The sequence below is a fragment of the Pseudomonas sp. E102 genome (genome assembly GCF_052660185.1).
In genome coordinates, this window is sequence record NZ_CP084025.1 from 3,827,786 (window position 1) to 3,846,226 (window position 18,441).

The 18,441-nt window shown below is 62.6% G+C and carries 16 protein-coding genes and 1 other RNA gene; 2 read left to right on the forward strand and 15 right to left on the reverse strand.

What is annotated here, in order from left to right; genetic code table 11:
• Positions 1-13: 13 nt before the first annotated feature.
• The 15 genes from DOCECA_RS17480 to rsmI form a co-directional block, all read right to left on the reverse strand.
• Positions 14-880: a cell division protein FtsQ/DivIB gene (locus DOCECA_RS17480; RefSeq protein ID WP_042729561.1), complete on the reverse strand. Its 867-nt coding sequence runs from the start codon at positions 878-880 to the stop codon at positions 14-16.
• Between the two features lie 3 nt (positions 881-883).
• Entirely contained in the window at positions 884-1,849 is a 966-nt protein-coding gene (locus tag DOCECA_RS17485; RefSeq protein WP_420765421.1) for a D-alanine--D-alanine ligase, read from the reverse strand.
• On the reverse strand, positions 1,846-3,306 hold the full coding sequence (murC, locus tag DOCECA_RS17490) for a UDP-N-acetylmuramate--L-alanine ligase (protein ID WP_420765422.1): 1,461 nt from the start codon (positions 3,304-3,306) through the stop codon (positions 1,846-1,848). The genes DOCECA_RS17485 and murC overlap by 4 nt, the downstream gene beginning before the upstream one ends.
• Positions 3,299-4,369, reverse strand: coding sequence for an undecaprenyldiphospho-muramoylpentapeptide beta-N-acetylglucosaminyltransferase (gene murG, locus DOCECA_RS17495; RefSeq protein ID WP_420765423.1), 1,071 nt, complete (start codon positions 4,367-4,369; stop codon positions 3,299-3,301). Before murG ends, murC begins: the two co-directional genes overlap by 8 nt.
• Entirely contained in the window at positions 4,359-5,576 is a 1,218-nt protein-coding gene (gene ftsW, locus DOCECA_RS17500; RefSeq protein WP_420765424.1) for a putative lipid II flippase FtsW, read from the reverse strand. The genes murG and ftsW overlap by 11 nt, the downstream gene beginning before the upstream one ends.
• The gene (murD, locus tag DOCECA_RS17505; protein ID WP_445570857.1) at positions 5,573-6,919 is read right to left on the reverse strand and encodes a UDP-N-acetylmuramoyl-L-alanine--D-glutamate ligase; all 1,347 of its coding nucleotides are present in this window, start codon (positions 6,917-6,919) and stop codon (positions 5,573-5,575) included. Before murD ends, ftsW begins: the two co-directional genes overlap by 4 nt.
• Positions 6,920-6,924: 5 nt before the next feature.
• Positions 6,925-8,007 (reverse strand): phospho-N-acetylmuramoyl-pentapeptide-transferase, encoded by a 1,083-nt coding sequence (gene mraY, locus DOCECA_RS17510; RefSeq protein ID WP_053124966.1) that lies wholly within the window; start codon positions 8,005-8,007, stop codon positions 6,925-6,927.
• The gene (locus DOCECA_RS17515) at positions 8,007-9,374 is read right to left on the reverse strand and encodes a UDP-N-acetylmuramoyl-tripeptide--D-alanyl-D-alanine ligase (RefSeq protein ID WP_445570858.1); all 1,368 of its coding nucleotides are present in this window, start codon (positions 9,372-9,374) and stop codon (positions 8,007-8,009) included. Before DOCECA_RS17515 ends, mraY begins: the two co-directional genes overlap by 1 nt.
• Positions 9,367-10,830, reverse strand: a complete 1,464-nt coding sequence (locus DOCECA_RS17520; protein WP_434607651.1) for a UDP-N-acetylmuramoyl-L-alanyl-D-glutamate--2,6-diaminopimelate ligase — start codon at positions 10,828-10,830, stop codon at positions 9,367-9,369. The genes DOCECA_RS17515 and DOCECA_RS17520 overlap by 8 nt, the downstream gene beginning before the upstream one ends.
• A complete protein-coding gene (locus DOCECA_RS17525) occupies positions 10,830-12,569 on the reverse strand; it encodes a peptidoglycan D,D-transpeptidase FtsI family protein (protein WP_420765650.1) in 1,740 nt (579 codons plus the stop codon). Before DOCECA_RS17525 ends, DOCECA_RS17520 begins: the two co-directional genes overlap by 1 nt.
• Positions 12,569-12,862: a cell division protein FtsL gene (ftsL, locus tag DOCECA_RS17530; RefSeq protein ID WP_003178214.1), complete on the reverse strand. Its 294-nt coding sequence runs from the start codon at positions 12,860-12,862 to the stop codon at positions 12,569-12,571. The genes DOCECA_RS17525 and ftsL overlap by 1 nt, the downstream gene beginning before the upstream one ends.
• Positions 12,859-13,806 (reverse strand): 16S rRNA (cytosine(1402)-N(4))-methyltransferase RsmH, encoded by a 948-nt coding sequence (gene rsmH / locus DOCECA_RS17535; protein ID WP_420765428.1) that lies wholly within the window; start codon positions 13,804-13,806, stop codon positions 12,859-12,861. The genes ftsL and rsmH overlap by 4 nt, the downstream gene beginning before the upstream one ends.
• Positions 13,803-14,258 carry a division/cell wall cluster transcriptional repressor MraZ gene (gene mraZ, locus DOCECA_RS17540; RefSeq protein WP_003205355.1) on the reverse strand — a complete coding sequence of 152 codons (456 nt, stop codon included), beginning with the start codon at positions 14,256-14,258 and terminating at the stop codon, positions 13,803-13,805. The genes rsmH and mraZ overlap by 4 nt, the downstream gene beginning before the upstream one ends.
• A 309-nt stretch (positions 14,259-14,567) precedes the next feature.
• Positions 14,568-14,921, reverse strand: an RNA gene (rnpB, locus tag DOCECA_RS17545) — RNase P RNA component class A.
• Positions 14,922-14,995: 74 nt separating this feature from the next.
• Positions 14,996-15,868: a 16S rRNA (cytidine(1402)-2'-O)-methyltransferase gene (gene rsmI / locus DOCECA_RS17550; protein ID WP_420765429.1), complete on the reverse strand. Its 873-nt coding sequence runs from the start codon at positions 15,866-15,868 to the stop codon at positions 14,996-14,998.
• A gap of 345 nt (positions 15,869-16,213) precedes the next feature.
• On the opposite strand from rsmI, the gene DOCECA_RS17555 reads away from it, so the two are divergent.
• On the forward strand, positions 16,214-18,025 hold the full coding sequence (locus DOCECA_RS17555) for a penicillin-binding protein activator (protein WP_434560529.1): 1,812 nt from the start codon (positions 16,214-16,216) through the stop codon (positions 18,023-18,025).
• Positions 18,025-18,387 (forward strand): YraN family protein, encoded by a 363-nt coding sequence (locus DOCECA_RS17560; protein ID WP_420765431.1) that lies wholly within the window; start codon positions 18,025-18,027, stop codon positions 18,385-18,387. The genes DOCECA_RS17555 and DOCECA_RS17560 overlap by 1 nt, the downstream gene beginning before the upstream one ends.
• Positions 18,388-18,441 lie beyond the last annotated feature (54 nt).

Genomic DNA, 18,441 nt, shown 5'->3' on the forward strand with positions numbered 1-18,441 from the left:
GTCCTGCCTCTTCTTAATTCTTCGCGACGGCGGGTTCGGCCGTCGTCGGCGCTACAGGTTCCCGCCAGCCAACAGCGAGGCCGTTGGCGTAGCGCAGATCGATGCGCGCAATGTTCGTAATCTGTTCTTTGAGCGTCTTGTCATAGATGGCGATGAAGCGGCGCATCTTTTCCACCAGGTTGCCGCGCCCGAGCAGCAGCTCGATGCCCGGTCCCGAGCTGCCCGCGCCAGTGGTCAGGAACCAGCTGCCGCGTTCACGCAATTCCAGGCGCGCGATGGAGAAGCCCAATGGCCGCAACATCTGGCTCAACACCTGGTATTGCTGCATCACTTGTTGCTGGGCCCGCTGTGGACCGAACAGTTGGGGCAAATGTTCATAATTGGCCAGTTCCCGTGGCGTAAACGCCTGGCCCTGGTTGTTCAACAGAGACTCGTCGCCCCAACGGGCCACCGGCAATTGCTCTTCCAGGCGGATCGACACCTGGTCCGGCCACACTCGCCGGACTTCGGCGTGGGCGATCCAGGGCATCTGCTCCAGTTCCGTGCGCATCCCCGCCAGGTCGATGGTGAAGAAGCTCGACGCGACGAACGGGGCAATCCGCTGCTGCACCGCCTGCTGGCTGATGTAGCTCAGGTCGCCCTGGACATTGATCCGGGCAATCGGCCGGTCGGCATAAGGCAGCAACCGTTGCGCGCCTTCATACGTGCCGAACCCCAACGCCACCAGCAGCACCGGCCAGAACAGGCTCTTGAGAAAACCAAAATTGGCTTTCGGCAAGCGCGCCGACATCGGCTCTTTGGCCACCATTCGGCTGGCACCCCGCGGCACCGGCTTGCGACCGGGTGCGGATGGCTGATGACGAAGCGATGCGCCTTGCATGGCTTAACCTCTTGGCTCTTGATGGCCGACACTGGCAGCCAGGATCGCCAGCACCAGTTGCTGGAAATCCAGGCCGGCGGCACGCGCCGCCATCGGCACCAGGCTGTGATCGGTCATGCCGGGGGCGGTGTTGACTTCCAGGAACCAGAACTGCCCATCGGCGTCCTGCATCACGTCCGCCCGGCCCCAACCGGCGATGCCCAGCGCCTCACAGGCCTTGGCCGTGAGGTCCATCAGTTCTTTTTCCTTGGCGGCATCCAGCCCGCAGGGAATGCGGTACTGGGTGTCATTGGCGATGTATTTGGCGTCGTAGTCGTAGAACGTGTGGGGCGTGCCCAGGGCAATCGGGGGCAACACCTGATCACGCAGGGTGGCGATGGTGAACTCCGGACCGGTGATCCATTGCTCGACCAACACTTGCGAATCGTAGGAACTGGCGTCCTTCCAGGCTGCGGTCAACTCAGGCAGCGAATTCACTTTCGCCATGCCAATACTGGAACCTTCATGGGCCGGTTTGACGATCAAAGGAAAGCCCAGTTCCGTGGCCGCCGAAATACAATCGGCCTCGCTGGCGAGCACGGCGTGACGCGGCGTCGGAATGCCGAGGCTGTGCCAGACCTGCTTGGTGCGCAGCTTGTCCATCGCCAGGGCCGACGCGAGGATGCCGCTGCCGGTGTAGGGAATGCCCAGGCATTCGAGCAGCCCTTGCATGCTGCCGTCTTCGCCGCCGCGACCGTGGAGAATGATGAACGCACGGTCGATTTTTTCGCTCAGCAGGCGCTGCAGGAAATCGTCGCCCACGTCGATGCCGAAGGCGTCGACGCCAGCGCTCTGCAAGGCTTGCAACACGGCATTACCGGACTTGAGGGACACCTCGCGCTCGGCACTCTTGCCGCCGAACAGCACGGCGACGCGGCCGAAGGCTTTCGGGTCAAGGGTCGAGGCCAGGTTGGCGTATGCAGCAGTCATTTCAGTTTCCCCTCGCTGGAGGCCACGATGGCTCCGGCGAATAACGGACTATTCAACAATTTCGGGGCCAGGCCACCGATGTCACCCGCGCCCTGGCACAGCAGGATGTCCCCAGCGCGCAGCAATGGCTTGACCAGCGGCGCGAGGTCGACGCCACGGTCGATGTAGATCGGGTCCAACTGGCCACGCTGGCGGATGCTGTGGCACAGCTGGCGGCTGTCGGCGCCGGGGATCGGCTCTTCGCCCGCCGGATAGACTTCCATCAACAGCAGCACGTTGGCATCGGCCAGGACCTGGACAAAATCGTCGTACAGGTCGCGGGTGCGGCTGTACCGGTGCGGTTGATAGACCATCACCAGACGCCGCTCCGGCCAGCCACCGCGCACGGCCTTGATCACCGCCGCGACTTCGGTCGGGTGGTGGCCGTAATCGTCCACCAGCATCACGTTACCGCCGTCCACCGGCAGCTCGCCGTAGACCTGAAAACGTCGGCCCACGCCCTGGAAGCCCGACAAGCCCTGGACGATGGCTTCGTCGCTGACGCCTTCGTCGGTGGCTATGCAGATGGTGGCCAAGGCATTGAGCACGTTGTGGTTGCCGGGCATGTTCACCGAGACGTCCAACGGCTCGCGGTCGGGACGCAACACGGTGAAGAAGGTCTGCATGCCCTTCTGGCGCACATTGATGGCGCGCACATCGGCTTCTTCCCCAAAGCCGTAGGTCACGGTTGGGCGCTTGATCAGTGGCAGGATTTCACGAACCACCGGGTCGTCCAGGCACACCACGGCCAAACCATAGAACGGCAGGTTGTGGAGGAACTCGACGAAGGTTTTCTTCAGCTTGTTGAAGTCGCCGTCGTAGGTCGCCATGTGGTCGGCGTCGATGTTGGTCACCACGGCCACCAGCGGTTGCAGGTGCAGGAAACTCGCATCGCTCTCGTCGGCTTCGGCGATCAGGTAGCGGCTGGTGCCCAGCTGGGCATTGGTGCCCGCGGCATTCAGGCGACCACCGATCACAAAGGTCGGGTCCAGGCCACCGGCGGCGAACACCGAGGCGATCAGGCTGGTGGTGGTGGTCTTGCCGTGGGTGCCGGCGACGGCGATGCCGTGGCGATAACGCATCAGCTCGGCCAGCATCTCGGCCCGTGGCACCACGGGAATACGACGTTCCAGGGCGGTGGCAACCTCCGGGTTGGAGGTGTTCACGGCGCTGGACACCACCAGCACGTCGGCATTGGCGGCGTTCTCGGCACGGTGGCCGATAAAGATCTGCGCACCGAACGATTCCAGGCGTTCGGTGACCGGGGAAGCCTTCAGGTCGGAACCCGAGACCTGGTAACCCAGGTTCAGCAACACCTCGGCGATCCCGCACATGCCCACGCCGCCGATACCGACGAAGTGGATGCGACGGATGCGGCGCATTTCCGGTTGTGGCATGGCTTTGCGATTCTCAACCATGGGCCACCTCCAGGCAGGTGTCGACCACTTGGGCCGTGGCATCGGGTTTGGCCAGGCGGCGCGCGGCGCGAGCCATGTCTTCGAGTGTTTGCGGCTGCATCAAGACCTCTGTCAGGCGCGCGGCAAGATCCGCGGCGCCAGTCGTTCTTTGCGGCATCAGGAAGGCAGCGCCTTCACGGGCCAAATAATCGGCGTTGCGAGTCTGGTGATCGTCGATGGCATGGGGCAAAGGCACCAGCATCGAGGGCAGACCGGCGGCAGCCAGTTCACTGATGGTCAGCGCGCCTGCGCGACAGACCACCAGGTCGGCCCAGCCATAGGCCTGGGCCATGTCTTTGATGAAGGGCTGCACTTGCGCCTCGACGCCAGCGGCGCGATAGCGTTCGGCAGTCACTTCATCGTGGTTTTTGCCGGCCTGGTGAAACACTTCCGGCCGCAGTTCGGGGGCAACCTGCGACAGGGCTTCGGGTAGCAGCTTGTTCAACGGTTCGGCCCCCAGGCTTCCGCCCAGGACCAGCAAACGCGCCTTGCGTCCGGCCAGGGCCGGGCGCGGTGCAGCGAGGAACAGCTCCGTACGCACGGGATTACCCGTGGTGCGACGGCTGCCCGACAGGGTAAAGGTGTCCGGGAAGGCTTCACACACCCGGGCGGCCAACGGCACCAATAACCGATTGGCGGTACCGGCCACGGCGTTCTGCTCGTGGACGATCACCGGCACACCGGCCAGTTTTGCCGCAACACCGCCGGGACCGGTCACATAGCCACCGAAACCGACCACGCACACCGGCCGCAGCCGACGAATGATCGCCCGCGCCTGCCAGACCGACTTGAGCAGCATCAGCGGCGCCTTGAGCAGCGACAGCTTGCCTTTGCCCCGCAGGCCGCTGGCATTGATCCGGTGCAGCTCCAGGCCGGCGGCGGGCACCAACTCATTCTCGATGCCCCGTGGCGTACCCAGCCAATGCACGGTGTAGCCGCGCGCCTGGAACTCCCGGGCACAGGCCAGCGCCGGGAACACATGCCCGCCGGTACCGCCCGCCATGATCAGCACGTTAGCGCCCATGAGTCGGCTCCTCGGCGAAGTCGCTCTCCTGGAATTCCATCTCTTCGCTGCCCAAGTGGGTTCGGCTCTCCCATTCGATGCGCAGCAACAGGCCAAGACAGGCACAGCAGATCACCAGGGAGCTGCCGCCATAACTGAGGAACGGCAGCGTCAGGCCCTTGGTCGGCAACAGGCCGACGTTCACGCCGATGTTGATCAGGAACTGGCCGATCCACAGGAACGACAGGCCATACGCCACATACGCGGCGAAGAACTGCTTGGCCTTCTCGGCCCACAAGCCGATGTACATGCCGCGCACGCAGACGAACACGAACAGGGCAACGGTGCACAAGGAGCCCACGACGCCGAGTTCTTCGGCCAGTACCGAAAACACGAAGTCGGTATGCGCTTCCGGCAGATAGAACTGCTTCTGCACACTGTTGCCCAAGCCCACGCCCAGCCACTCGCCACGGCCGAAGGCGATCAAGGCCTGGGTCAATTGATAGCCGGAACCGAACTGGTCGGCCCACGGATCGGTAAACGTGATCAGGCGCGCCATTCGATACGGTTGTGCCTGCACCAGCACGGTCACCGCCGCCACGGCCAGCGCAACCATCAGGATGAAGCGGAACAGCCCGACCCCACCGAGAAACAGCATCGCCGCAGCCGCGCCCATCATCACTACCGTGGCGCCGAAGTCCGGCTCCATCAGCAACAGGCCCGCCATGGGCAGCAACACGATGAATGGCTTGAAGAAGCCCATCCAGCTTTCGCGCACTTCCTTCTGGCGACGCACCAGGTAACCGGCAAGGAAAATCACCACGAAGACCTTGGCGATTTCCGAAGGCTGGACGTTGAAAAAACTGAAGCCGATCCAGCGCATCGAGCCGTTGACCTCGCGGCCGATGCCCGGCACCAACACCATGACCAGCAGGCCGAAGGCCCCCAACAGCATCATCCAGCCCAGGCGTTGCCAAGTGGCGATCGGCACCATCATGGTCACGATGCAGGCACCCAGGCCGATCACCAGGTAAATCAGATGGCGGATCATGTGGTAAAGCGTGTTGCCCGACTGAACGGCAGCCACTTCCGACGACGCAGAGGTGATCATCACCAGGCCCAGGCCGAGCAATGCCAGGCAACCGGCGAGCATCGGGAAATCGAGGTCGATGCCACGGCCGGTGATCAGCGGCGACGGGTACGGCTTGATGATGTTCAGCAAGCTCATGCCAAGTCCTCCACGGCCTGGGCGAACAGGCGCCCGCGCTCTTCGTAGTTCTTGAACATGTCGAAACTGGCGCAGGCCGGCGACAACAGGACGGCATCGCCCGCTTGCGCGAGGGCGCGGCATTGCTGCACCGCCTCATCCAGCGAAGCGACACGAACCAGCGGCACCGCATCGCCCAACGCCTGGGCGATCAGTTCGCGGTCGCGGCCCATCAGCACCACGGCACGGCAATTGGCGGCCACGGGGCCGCGCAGGTCCTTGAAGTCGGCGCCCTTGCCGTCACCGCCGGCGACCAGCACGAGCTTGCCGTCGATGTCCGCGCCCAGGCCTTCGATGGCCGCCAGCGCGGCACCGACATTGGTGGCCTTGGAATCGTTGTACCAGGCCACGCCATCCAGATCGCGCACCCATTGGCAGCGGTGTTCCAGCCCTGCGAACTGGCGCAAGGCCGAGAGCATGGCGTCGAACGGCAGACCGACCGCGTGGCCCAGGGCCAACGCCGCAAGGGCATTGGCCTGGTTGTGGGCGCCGCGGATTTTCAACTCACGCACTGGCATCAGGTTCTGGAATTGGAAAGCGAGGTATTTTTCGCCGTTCTCTTCACGCAAGCCGAAGCCTTTGAAATCCGGAACCCCCAAGCCGAAGGTCCAGCAAGGCAGCCCTTCACCCATCAGCGGACGGGTCAACGCGTCCTGGCGGTTGAACACGACCTGGCGGGCGCCACGGAAAACCCGGTGCTTGGCCAGGTGATACGCCGGCAGGCCGCTGTAGCGGTCCATGTGGTCTTCGCTGATGTTGAGCACCGTCGCCACTTCGGCGCCGAGATGGTCGGTGGTCTCAAGCTGGAAGCTCGACAGTTCCATGACATACAGCTCGATGTCATCGCCGAGCAGGTCCAGGGCCGGGGTCCCCAGGTTGCCGCCCACGGCGACGCGCTTGCCGGCCGCCGCGGCCATTTCACCGACCAGAGTGGTCACGGTGCTTTTCGCGTTGGAGCCGGTGATGGCGACAATCGGCGCCTTCGCGTTGCGGGCGAACAGCTCGATGTCGCCGGACAGTTTCACGCCTCGGGCAGCCGCAGCCTGCAGCGCCGGAGTCGCCAGGGCCAGGCCGGGGCTCACGTAGAGCTCATCGGCGCGGCACAGGAACTCGACGTCCAGCTCGCCACAACGCACGTCCACCTGCGGATAGTCACGGCGCAGCGTGGCCAGCTCAGGCGGATTTTCCCGCGTATCGGCCACGGCAAACGACACGCCCCGGTTCGCCAGGAAGCGAACCAGGGACATGCCGCTCTTGCCGAGGCCGACAACGATGCGGAAGTGGTCAGAAGCGATCAGGGACACTCGTTCTACCTCAGCTTCAGGGTGGCAAGGCCGATCAGCACCAGAATCACGGTGATGATCCAGAAACGGACGATCACGCGCGGCTCGGGCCAGCCCTTGAGTTCAAAGTGGTGGTGGATCGGCGCCATGCGGAATACGCGGCGGCCGGTCAATTTAAAGGAAGCAACCTGAATGACGACTGACAGGGTCTCCATCACGAACACACCGCCCATGATGAACAGGACGATTTCCTGGCGAACGATGACGGCAATGGTGCCCAGGGCCGCGCCCAGCGCCAACGCGCCGACGTCACCCATGAAGACTTGCGCCGGGTAGGTGTTGAACCAAAGGAAACCGAGGCCGGCACCGATCAGCGCGCCGCAGAACACGATCAGCTCGCCCGCGCCCGGTACATAAGGGATCAGCAGGTATTCGGCGAATTTCACGTTGCCCGACAGGTAGCAGAAGATCCCCAGCGCGCCGCCAACCATGACCGTCGGCATGATCGCCAGGCCGTCGAGGCCATCGGTGAGGTTGACCGCGTTGCTCGATCCAACGATGACCAGGTAGGTCAGCACGATGAAGCCAGCGCCCAGCGGAATGCTGTAGTCCTTGAGCATTGGCAGGATCAGGGTGGTTTCCACCGGCGAAGCGGCAGTCATATAAAGGAAGATCGCCGCGCCGAGGCCGAACACCGACTGCCAGAAATATTTCCATCGGCTGGGCAGCCCACGGGAATTCTTCTCGATGACCTTGCGGTAGTCGTCTACCCAGCCGATGGCGCCGAAGAACAGGGTCACCAGCAACACGACCCAGACATAGCGGTTCGCAAGGTCAGCCCAGAGCAAGGTGCTGATGCCGATGGACGAGAGAATCAACGCGCCGCCCATGGTCGGGGTACCGGACTTGGACAGGTGCGATTGCGGACCGTCGTTGCGGACCGACTGGCCGATCTGCAGGTTCTGCAAGGTGCGGATCATCCACGGGCCCAGGAACAGCGACAACGACAGCGCGGTCAGCACACCCAGGATCCCGCGCAGGGTCAGGTACTGGAAGACCGCGAAGCCTTTGTGGAACTGTTGCAGGTACTCCGCTAGCAGCAGCAGCATTAATGTTTCTCCATACGGGTGCCGCACAAAGCCGCAACGATGTTTTCCATCGCCGCACTGCGTGAGCCCTTGATCAATAAGGTGGTGTTCGGGTCTTGCTCGGCATCCAGGGCCTGGATCAACTCGGCCTGGGTGGTGAAATGCTGTGCATGCTCGCCAAACGCCGATACCGCATGGGCCATCATCGGGCCAACGGCGTACAACGCATCGACCTTGCCGCGGGCATACGCGCCGACATCATGGTGGCCTTGCTGCGCCCACTCACCCAATTCGCCGATATCGCCGAGCACCAGCACGGTGCGGCCGGAGAAACCGGCAAGGATGTCCACGGCCGCGCACATCGACGTCGGGTTAGCGTTGTAGGTGTCATCGATGACGCGCATGCCGTTGCTCGCCAGTTGGGCGACGGTGCGTCCCTTGACCGGTTGCACCGCGTTCAATCCCGCGGCGATGCCTGGCAACGAAACACCCAGGGCATGGGCGGCGGCGGCGGCGGCCAGGGCGTTGGCAACGTTATGGGTGCCGAGCAGGTTCAACTGCACGCGCTCGGCCCCGTCGGGGCTGTGGAGGTTGAAGGCCGGGCATCCGCGAGCATCGCGGTCCAGGTCGCTGGCGTAGAAGTTCGCGGCAAGGTTGCTCAAGGCAAAGGTCAGCACCTTGCGCTCGCCCGCCCGGGTTTTCCAGATTTCGAAGGCCTTGTCGTCGAGATTCAGCACGGCGACGCCATCGGCAGCCAACCCCTCGATGATCTCGCCCTTGGCCTCGACGATCTTTTCCGGGCCGCCGAACTCACCCACGTGGGCGGTCCCGGCGTTGTTGAGCACCGCCACGTGGGGCTTGGTCATGCCGACGGTGTAGGCAATCTCGCCGAGCCGCGAAGCACCGAGTTCAATGACGGCGGCGCTGTGCTCCGGCGCCAGCTCAAGCAGCGTCAGCGGTACACCGAGGTCGTTGTTCAGGTTGCCACGGGTCGCCAATACCGGGCCGCGCGTGCGCAGGATGCTGGCGAGCATTTCCTTGACCGTGGTCTTGCCGCTGGAGCCGGTGATGGCTGCGACCGGGTTGGTGAACGCCGCGCGATTCAACGCGCCGAGCTGGCCCAGGGCCTGGCGGGTGTCGCTGACCAGCAGTTGCGGCAGCGTGCTGTTGGTGACTTCGCGCTCGACCAACGCCGCGACCGCGCCTTTGCCAGCCACTTCGTTCAGATAATCGTGGCCGTCGAAACGCGGCCCGGCCAGGGCGACAAACAATTGGCCCGGCGCAATCGCCCGGCTGTCGATGCTGACGCCGTTGAACGTGGCGTCCGCCGCGATCAGGCGCGCATTCAGGGCGTTGGTCAGCTCGCTGAGTTTCAAGGCCTTAAGCATGGGCCACCTCCCATGCGGTCAGGGCGTGATCGGCTTCCACCAAGTCGGAGAACGCATGGCGTTCGCCGTTGATTTCCTGATAGTCCTCGTGGCCCTTGCCGGCCAGGACGATGACGTCATCCGCCGAAGCACTGGCAATCAATTGCGCAATGGCCTGGCCGCGTCCGGCCACGAAAGTGACGTTATCCTGCCCCGAGAAACCGGCGCGAATATCGTCGAAGATCCGCGAGGGGTCTTCGCTGCGCGGGTTATCGTCAGTGACGAGTACTCCATCGGCCAGCCGCTCCACGACTTGCGCCATCAGCGGACGTTTGCCACGGTCACGGTCGCCGCCACAGCCGAACAGGCACAGCAGCCGACCCTTGGCGTGAGGACGCAGCGCCGTGAGGACTTTCTCCAGCGCGTCTGGCGTATGGGCGTAATCGACCACCACCAGTGGCTGGGTGCCTCCGCCCAAGCGCTGCATGCGCCCGGCCGGGCCCTCGAGTTTTGGCAATACCTTGAGAATTTCATCCAGCGCGTAGTCCAGCCCGAGCAAGGCCCCGATGGCGGCCAATACATTGCTCAGGTTGAAGCGGCCCAGCAACGTGCTGCGCAGATGGTGTTCGCCCTGGGGCGTGACCAACGTGGCACGAACGCCTTCGTCGTCGAACTGTGCCTGGCGTACATAAAGGTAGGCACCGGCATCTTCGAGGCTGTAGGTGATCAACCGCGACTCGCGACTCTCGGCGGCCAGCTGGCGGCCGAATTCGTCATCGACATTGATAACCCGGCATTTCAGGTTGTTCCAGGCAAACAGCTTGGCCTTGGCCTCGCCGTAGGCCTGCATCGTGCCGTGGTAGTCCAGGTGATCGCGGGACAGGTTGGTGAGCACGGCAACGTCGAAGGCCAACGCGGTGACGCGACCTTGATCGAGGCCATGGGAGGAAACCTCCATCGCGACGGCCTTGGCGCCAGCCTTCTTCAGGTCGGCCAGGGTCGCCTGCACGGCGATCGGGTTTGGCGTGGTGTGCAGCCCGCTTTTCAGCGCCCCGTGGAAACCATTGCCCAGCGTCCCCACGATGCCACAATGCTGCCCGAGCAAGTCGAGCGCCTGTGCCACCAGTTGCGTCACGCTGGTCTTGCCGTTGGTACCGGTCACGCCGATCAGGTTCAGGTGACGGCTCGGCTCGCCATAAAAACGCCCGGCGATATCCGACAACTGCGCCACCAGGCCCTTGACCGGAATCAGCGGGACATCGGTGATCGGCAGCACGGTCGCGCCGTTCACTTCATAGGCCACGGCAGCCGCACCGCGTTTCAAGGCATCAGCGATATGGTCGCGGCCATCAACACGGGCGCCCGGCACCGCCAGGAACAGGTCCCCGGCGCGCACGTCGCGACTGTCCAGCGCCAGCTCACGAATCAGCAGGTCATGACCGGCATGGGCAAAAATCTTGTTCAGGCTCAGGGACATCAGCCACGCCCTCCGTCGGCTTTCAAGGGAACGACCGGGGCGGTACTCGCCTGCTGGGTCGGCGGCAGATTATCCGGAGTAATGTTCATCAGGCGCAGGGTGCCGGACATCACTTTGCTGAACACCGGCGCAGAGACCAGGCCACCGAAGTAGCCTGCCTTGCTCGGTTCGTCGATAACCACCACGATGGCGTAGCGCGGGTCGCTCATCGGACCGAAGCCGGCGAACAGCGAACGGTAGGAATTCTCGGCATAGCCCTTGGTACCCACGGACGTCTTGCGCGCCGTACCCGACTTGCCGGCAACATGGTAGGCGGGCACTTGGGCACGATAGACACCACGCGGCGCCTCGATCACCTGTTGCAGCATGCCTTGCATCGTCTTGGCGACGTCTTCCGGAATCACTTGGGTGGTTTGCGGCGCCTTGTCGGTCTTGACCAGGGTCAGCGGTGCGATCCGCCCATTGTTGGCCAGCGCCGAGAAGGCGTGGACAAGCTGGATCGCCGTCACCGAAACACCATAGCCATAGGACAACGTGGCGGTTTCGGCCTTGCGCCATTCACGGTAGTTGGGCAGGTTGCCGACGCGCTCGCCCGGGAAGCCCAGGCCGGTGTCCTGGCCGAGGCCGATTTTCTGGGCCAGGCGATAGATCGCCTCGCCACCGATATCGAAGGCGATCTTGCTCATGCCCACGTTACTGGAATTGATCAGGATGCCGGTCAGGTCGAGCACAGGGCCTTCAGTCTTGGACACGTCGCGAATGGTGTATTTGCCGATCTGCAACGTCCCCGGATACACCTCGACGGTGTCACCCGGTTTCCAGCGCCCGGTTTCCAGGGCGGCGGCCATGGACACGGCCTTCATGGTCGAACCCGGCTCGAAGACGTCGATCATTGCGCGGTTACGCATCATCGCCGGTTGCAGGTTACGGCGGTTGTTCGGGTTGTAGGTCGGCTGGTTGACCATGGCGAGGATCTCGCCGGTCTTGACGTCCATGATCACCAGGCTGCCGGCCTTGGCGCCGTTCTCGACGATGGCATTGCGCAGCTCGCGGTTGGCCAGGTATTGCAGGCGCAGGTCAATGGACAACGCCAAGGGCTTACCGGCCTTGGCGTTTTTAGTGACTTGGACATCCTTGATCAGCCTGCCGCGCCGATCCTTGATGACCTGGCGCTTGCCGGCAACCCCGGCCAGCCATTCGTCATAGGCCAGTTCGACACCTTCTCGGCCCCGGTCATCGATGTCGGTAAACCCGACCATGTGGGCGGTGACTTCTCCGGCCGGGTAGAAACGCCGGAACTCTTCGATGCCATAGACACCAGGTACTTTCAAATCGAGCACACTCTGGCCTTGCTCGGGCGTCAACCCGCGCACCAGGTAGATGAATTCTTTATTGGCCTGGGCTTCAAGGCGCTCGGCCAAAGCCTTGGGATCCTGGCCGAGGGCGGCGGCCAACGCCGGCCACTTTTCCTTGGCCTGCTGCATTTCCTTGGCGTTGGCCCACAGAGTGGTCACCGGGGTGCTCACGGCCAGGGGTTCACCGTTGCGGTCAGTGATCAGGCCACGGTGGGCCGGGATCGGAATATGACGCACGCTGCGGGCATCGCCCTGCTCCTTGAGGAAGTCGCGGTCGACGACTTGCAGGTCGATGATGCGCCACGCGATCGCTGCGACCATGATCCCGAGCAAGCCCAGGACCAGACGGAACCGCCACGGGAACAGTGCCCCTTCGAGCTTCATCATGGCGCCACCATCTGCACTTCGGCGGCGCCGGGGATGCGCATCTTCAGTTGTTCGGTGGCCAATACCTCAATACGACTATGGGCGGTCCAGGTGCTCTGCTCCAGGATCAGCCGGCCCCACTCAGCCTGCGCCTTGTCGCGCACGCTCAGTTCGTTATAAAGGGTGTTGAGCAACTGGCGGTTCCAGTGCGCGCTGTAAGACACGGCGATGGCCGAGACGAGCACGCCGATGAACAGCAGCAGCATGAAAAAGCTGCCGCCCGGCAGGGGCTTGGCGAAGAGCTTGCTCACCGCAGCTTCTCCGCGACACGCATGACAGCACTACGGGCACGCGGGTTGGCCTTGAGTTCGGCCTCGGAGGCGAACTGCGCTTTGCCATGGATCTTGATTTTCGGTACGAAAGCCTCGAAACGCACCGGGAGGTTGCGCGGCAGGTTGTCGGCTTCGCCTTTGGTGAGTTTGCGCATGAACAGCTTGACGATGCGGTCTTCCAGGGAGTGGAAGCTGATCACCACCAACCGGCCACCGATCTCCAGCGCCTCAAGGGCGGCCTCGAGGCCAGCCTCAAGATCACCCAACTCATTATTGACATGGATACGCAGGCCCTGGAAGGCGCGAGTCGCTGGATTCTTGCCCTTCTCCCACGCAGGGTTGGCAACCTTCAGCACTTCGGCCAGGTCACCGGTGCGCTCGAATGGCTTGGTCTCGCGACGCTCGACCACGGCTCGCGCCATGCGGCCGGAAAAGCGTTCCTCGCCGTATTCCTTGAAGACACGGGCGATTTCTTCGACGGGCGCGGTGTTGACGAACTCAGCGGCACTGATGCCGCGGGACGGATCCATGCGCATGTCCAGCGGGCCGTCATTGAGGAAACTGAAGCCACGTTCCGGGTCGTCCAGTTGCGGCGAGGACACGCCGAGGTCCAGCAGCACGCCGCTGATCTTGCCAGCCAAACCACGCTGGGCAACTTCCGAACCCAACTCGGCAAAGCTGCGCTGCACAACGACAAAGCGGCCGTCTTCGGCCGCCAGCGCTTGCCCGGTGGCAATCGCTTGAGGATCCTTGTCGAACCCCAGCAACCGGCCATCAGGCCCCAACTGGCTGAGGATCAATCGGCTGTGCCCGCCACGCCCGAACGTGCCATCCAGATAGCACCCATCAGGACGTACGGCGAGAGCCTCGACGGCTTCGTCAAGCAGTACGGTGATGTGGTTAAAGCCGCTATCAATAGTCACAGGATCAAATCACGCAGTTCATCAGGCATGGCGCCCGGTTGTTGAATAGCAGCAAGGTCGGCGGCAGAAACCGCATTCCAGGCATCTTCGTCCCACAGTTGGAACTTGTTCAGCTGGCCCACCAGCATCGCGCGCTTGTCCAGCTTGGCGTATTCGCGCAGGCGCGGCGGGACCAGGAAACGACCACTGCCGTCGAGCTCAAGATCAACGGCATTACCGATCAACAAGCGCTGCAAACGACGGTTTTCTTCACGTAGCGAAGGCAGTGCGCGCAGTTTGGTTTCGATGATTTCCCACTCATCCAGCGGGTAGACGCACAAACATGGGTCAACGGCGTCGATCGTGACGATCAACTGCCCCGAACTTCGCGAAACGAGCTCGTCACGATACCGGCTGGGCATGGCGAGCCGGCCTTTTGCATCGAGACTGATTGCGTTAGCTCCGCGAAACACGTCAGCGTTTCTCCACTTTTTGGCGTTTTACCTTCAAAAAAACCCACTTCATGCCACTTTCCGCCACTTGCGCACACTATAGGAATGCGCCCACCGCACCGTCAAGGCGCGGAATGAAGGAAAAGCCTTATAGATCGGAGATTTAGGAGCGTTTCAGGAGGGGCAACAAGAAACTGACGTAGGAAATTTCGCTCCAACCTGAGGCAGTACAGGGGACTGCGCGCACAAGTTAAAGTGATTTGTTAAGAGTAAGATTTTTTTGGTATTAGGAACTGCGTCTGCCAGCGATTCCGGCAGGGAGGGAAAAAGGTGGAGAGTCGATCTGTAAGCCGGGTTCTGTCTTGAACAGTCATTCGTCTACGATGGCCATCACTGGACATCTTTAGCAACCTACCCGGTCCCAGCGCGGGCCACGCCTTGGGACCCTATTTGGTCTTGCTCCAAGTGGGGTTTACCTAGCCACGAACTGTTGCCAGCCGTGCGGTGCGCTCTTACCGCACCTTTTCACCCTTACCGGCGCCGAAACGCTTAGGCGGTTATTTTCTGTGGCACTTTCCGTAGGCTCACGCCTCCCAGGCATTACCTGGCACTTCGCCCTATGGAGCCCGGACTTTCCTCCCCCCCCTAATTTTCATAGAGGGCAGCGACTGTCCGATCGACTCTCCGCCGCGAAGGTTAACGGTACAGCGCCTCAAGAACAAGCGCTAAAAGCCCGCAGCCAGCCGGGCATGGCGGTTTCATTGGTCCTTCTGCTTTTGCAGCGCGACCTGATACAGCACATTCTTGCGTTCGCCGGTGATCTGCGCGGCGAGGGCCGCCGCACGTTTCAGTGGCATTTCCTCCAGCAGCAAGTCCAGGACGCGCATCGCTTCGCCACTTACGGCGTCTTCGCTTTCCGGCGGCGTCCAACCGGCCACCAGTACAACGCATTCACCGCGCTGTTGGTTGCTGTCGCTTTCGACGAAACCTCGCAATTGCGCCAAGGGCAGCCCCTTGAGCGTCTCGAAGGTTTTCGTCAGCTCCCGCGCCAGCAACGCCTGGCGCTCGGGACCAAACACCAGCTCCATATCCTGGAGGCATTCAAGGATACGGTGCGGCGCTTCATAAAAGATCAATGTGCGCGGCTCTTCCTTTATAGCTTCCAGGCGCGCTCGTCGTCCCACCGCCTTGGCTGGCAGAAAACCCTCGAAGATAAATCGATCCGACGGCAAGCCGGCCGCCGACAGCGCCGCGATCAACGCACACGCCCCGGGTACAGGCACCACATTGATGCCAGCAGCACGAGCCTGGCGCACCAGGTGATAACCCGGATCGGAAATCAGCGGCGTGCCGGCATCGGAAATCAGCGCCACGTTATCGCCCGCCAGCAGCCGGGTGATAAAACGACTGCCCTCGTCCCGCTCGTTATGTTCATGACACGCCGCCAGCGGCGTGGAAATGCCGAAATGCTGCAGCAAGCGCTGGGAGTGACGGGTATCTTCAGCGGCGATAAGGGCGACGTCCTTCAGGATCTTCAGCGCACGGGCGCTGATATCGTCCAGGTTGCCAATAGGCGTCGCCACCACGAAAAGCGAGCCAGCAGCGGAATTCGAAGCACCTGGAGCAGTCAAAACGGACACCTCATGAGGGTAAAAACCGCCATTGTAGCGTGTGCCGCCATTCTCGGCCGGTCACATTAGCACTTGTGGCGAGGGAGCTTGCTCCCGCTCGGCTGCGCAGCAGCCGTAAAAATCTGACAGCCACATTCTGATGTACCGTGTTGAATGGTTTTGGGGCCACTGCGCGGCCCAGCGGGAGCAAGCTCCCTCGCCACGGGGAATCGACACCCTCGGATTTATGCTGCGCCGCACTCTTTGAAATACCTAAATTGATCGATTCACACCACTAACATCGCGCCCCAGCCGCTGCTTGGGTACAATTCGACGCTAATTTGATCTCGTATCAGGAACACTTACATGATCGCTTGCCTGCGGCTGCTCTCCGCCCTCTGCCTCGCTGCCCTCCTGGCGGCTTGCGCCAGTTCGCCTTCGTCCAGCCTTGGCGAACTCCCACGGACCCCGGATGCCAGTATCGAGCAATTGCTCGAACAGGCCACCCAAAGCAAAAACCCGGAAAAAGCCGCCCTGCTGCGCCTGAGCGCCGCGGACCTGGCCTACCGCCAGGGCAATGCCGGCCAGTCCGCACAGATCCTGCAACAAGTGCCGCTGGAGCAACTCAAGCCCGGCCAGCAGATTTTCGCCAGCACGCTGTCAGCCGAACTGGCGATGACCCGCAACCAGCCCAAGGCAGCGCTGACGTCCCTGGGCCATCCAAGCCTGCAGCACCTGGGCGAAATGCCGGTGGAACAGCAAGTGCGCACCGGCACCGTGCGTGCTCGCGCCCTAGAAGCCGATGGCCAGACCCTGGCGGCCGCCAAGGAGCGGATCTTTATCGCGCCGTTGCTGGAAGGCGAAGCCGCGGCGAAAAACCACGAGGCGATCTGGTCGCTGATCGCTTCGCTGCCTACCGATCAACTGCAACCGACCACCACCGACGACCTCGGTGGCTGGTTGAGCCTGGCCAAGGCGGTGAAAACCGCCGGCACCCTGGAGCAACAACAGGCCGCCATCGACAGCTGGCGCGAACAAAACCCGAAACACCCAGCCGCGCTTCAACTGCCGACGCCACTGGTCAAGCTCAAGGAGCTGGCAAGCCAGCCGCTGAGCAAGATCGCCTTGCTGCTGCCGCAGAACGGCCCGCTGGCCTCGGTTGCCAAAGCCCTGCGCGAAGGGTTCATGGCTGCGCACTACCAGGCCCAACAGGCTGGACAGAAGCCGCCAAGCATTCAGGTCTATGACAGCGCCAGCCTGACTTCCATGGACGAGTTCTACCGCAAGGCCCAGGCCGACGGGGTACAACTGGTGGTCGGCCCGCTGGAAAAACCACTGGTCAAGCAGATCAGCCTTCGCCCGCAATTGCCGATTACCACCCTGGCATTGAACTACAGCGAGGGCGAACAGGGCCCACCCCAACTCTTCCAGTTCGGCTTGGCCCCGGAAGATGAAGCCCGCGAAGTATCCCGTCGTGCTCGCGCCGACGGCCTGCATCGCGCCGCCGCCATGGTACCGAAAGGCGAATGGGGCGATCGTGTATTGAAAGCCTTCAGCCAGGACTGGCAGGCCAATGGCGGCACCATCGTTGCGATCGAGCGTGTCGACCAGCCTGTGCAACTGGCCCAGCAGATCGCCGACATGTTCCAGTTGCGCCAGAGCGAAGGTCGCGCCAAGAGCCTGCAAAGCACGGTGGGCACCGCAGTAGCGGCCCAGCCTTCGCGTCGCCAGGACATCGAGTTCATTTTCCTGGCATCCACTCCGCAGCAGGCCCAGCAGATCAAGCCGACCCTGAACTTCCAGTACGCCGGCGACGTGCCGGTCTATGCGACGTCTTCGGTGTTCAGCGTCAGCGGCGACCAGAACCAGTACAACGACATGAATGGCGTGCGTTTCTGTGAAACGCCATGGCTGCTCGACGCTAACGACCCACTGCGTCAACAGGTCACTGCACAATGGCCACAGGCCGGTGGCAGCCTGGGCCGACTGTATGCGATGGGTGCCGACGCCTATCGCCTCGCTCCACGCCTGGGCCAGCTCAAGGCACTTCCGGACAGCCGCATCGAAGGCCTGTCAGGCAGCCTGGCGATCTCGCCAACCCAACGCGTGCAACGTCAATTGCCGTGGGCCCAGTTCATCAATGGCCAGGTGCAGCGCCTGCCGGACACCCAGCGCTGATGCTTGACCGATCACACTTGCAAAGCGGAAAGGATGCCGAGGGCCAAGCCCTCGCGCATCTGCAACAACAAGGTCTGCGCCTGCTGGCACAGAACTGGTTGTGTAAACGCGGCGAGCTGGATCTGGTCATGCTTGACGGCGATACAGTAGTATTCGTCGAAGTCCGCTACAGAAAAAATACCCAATGGGGCGGCGCGATCGAGAGCATCGACGAGCGCAAGCGCCAGAAACTGATTTTCGCCGCGCAGTACTTTCTGCAACGCGAGTCTCGCTGGGCCGATTACCCCTGCCGCTTCGACGTGGTCGCCATCGACAGCAACGCCGACCAGTTGAACTGGCTGCAGAACGCCTTCGACAGTTGAACGCCCAGCCTGGCCGGACACCTTCATTCAACTTTTTTGCTCTTTGCTTTGCGC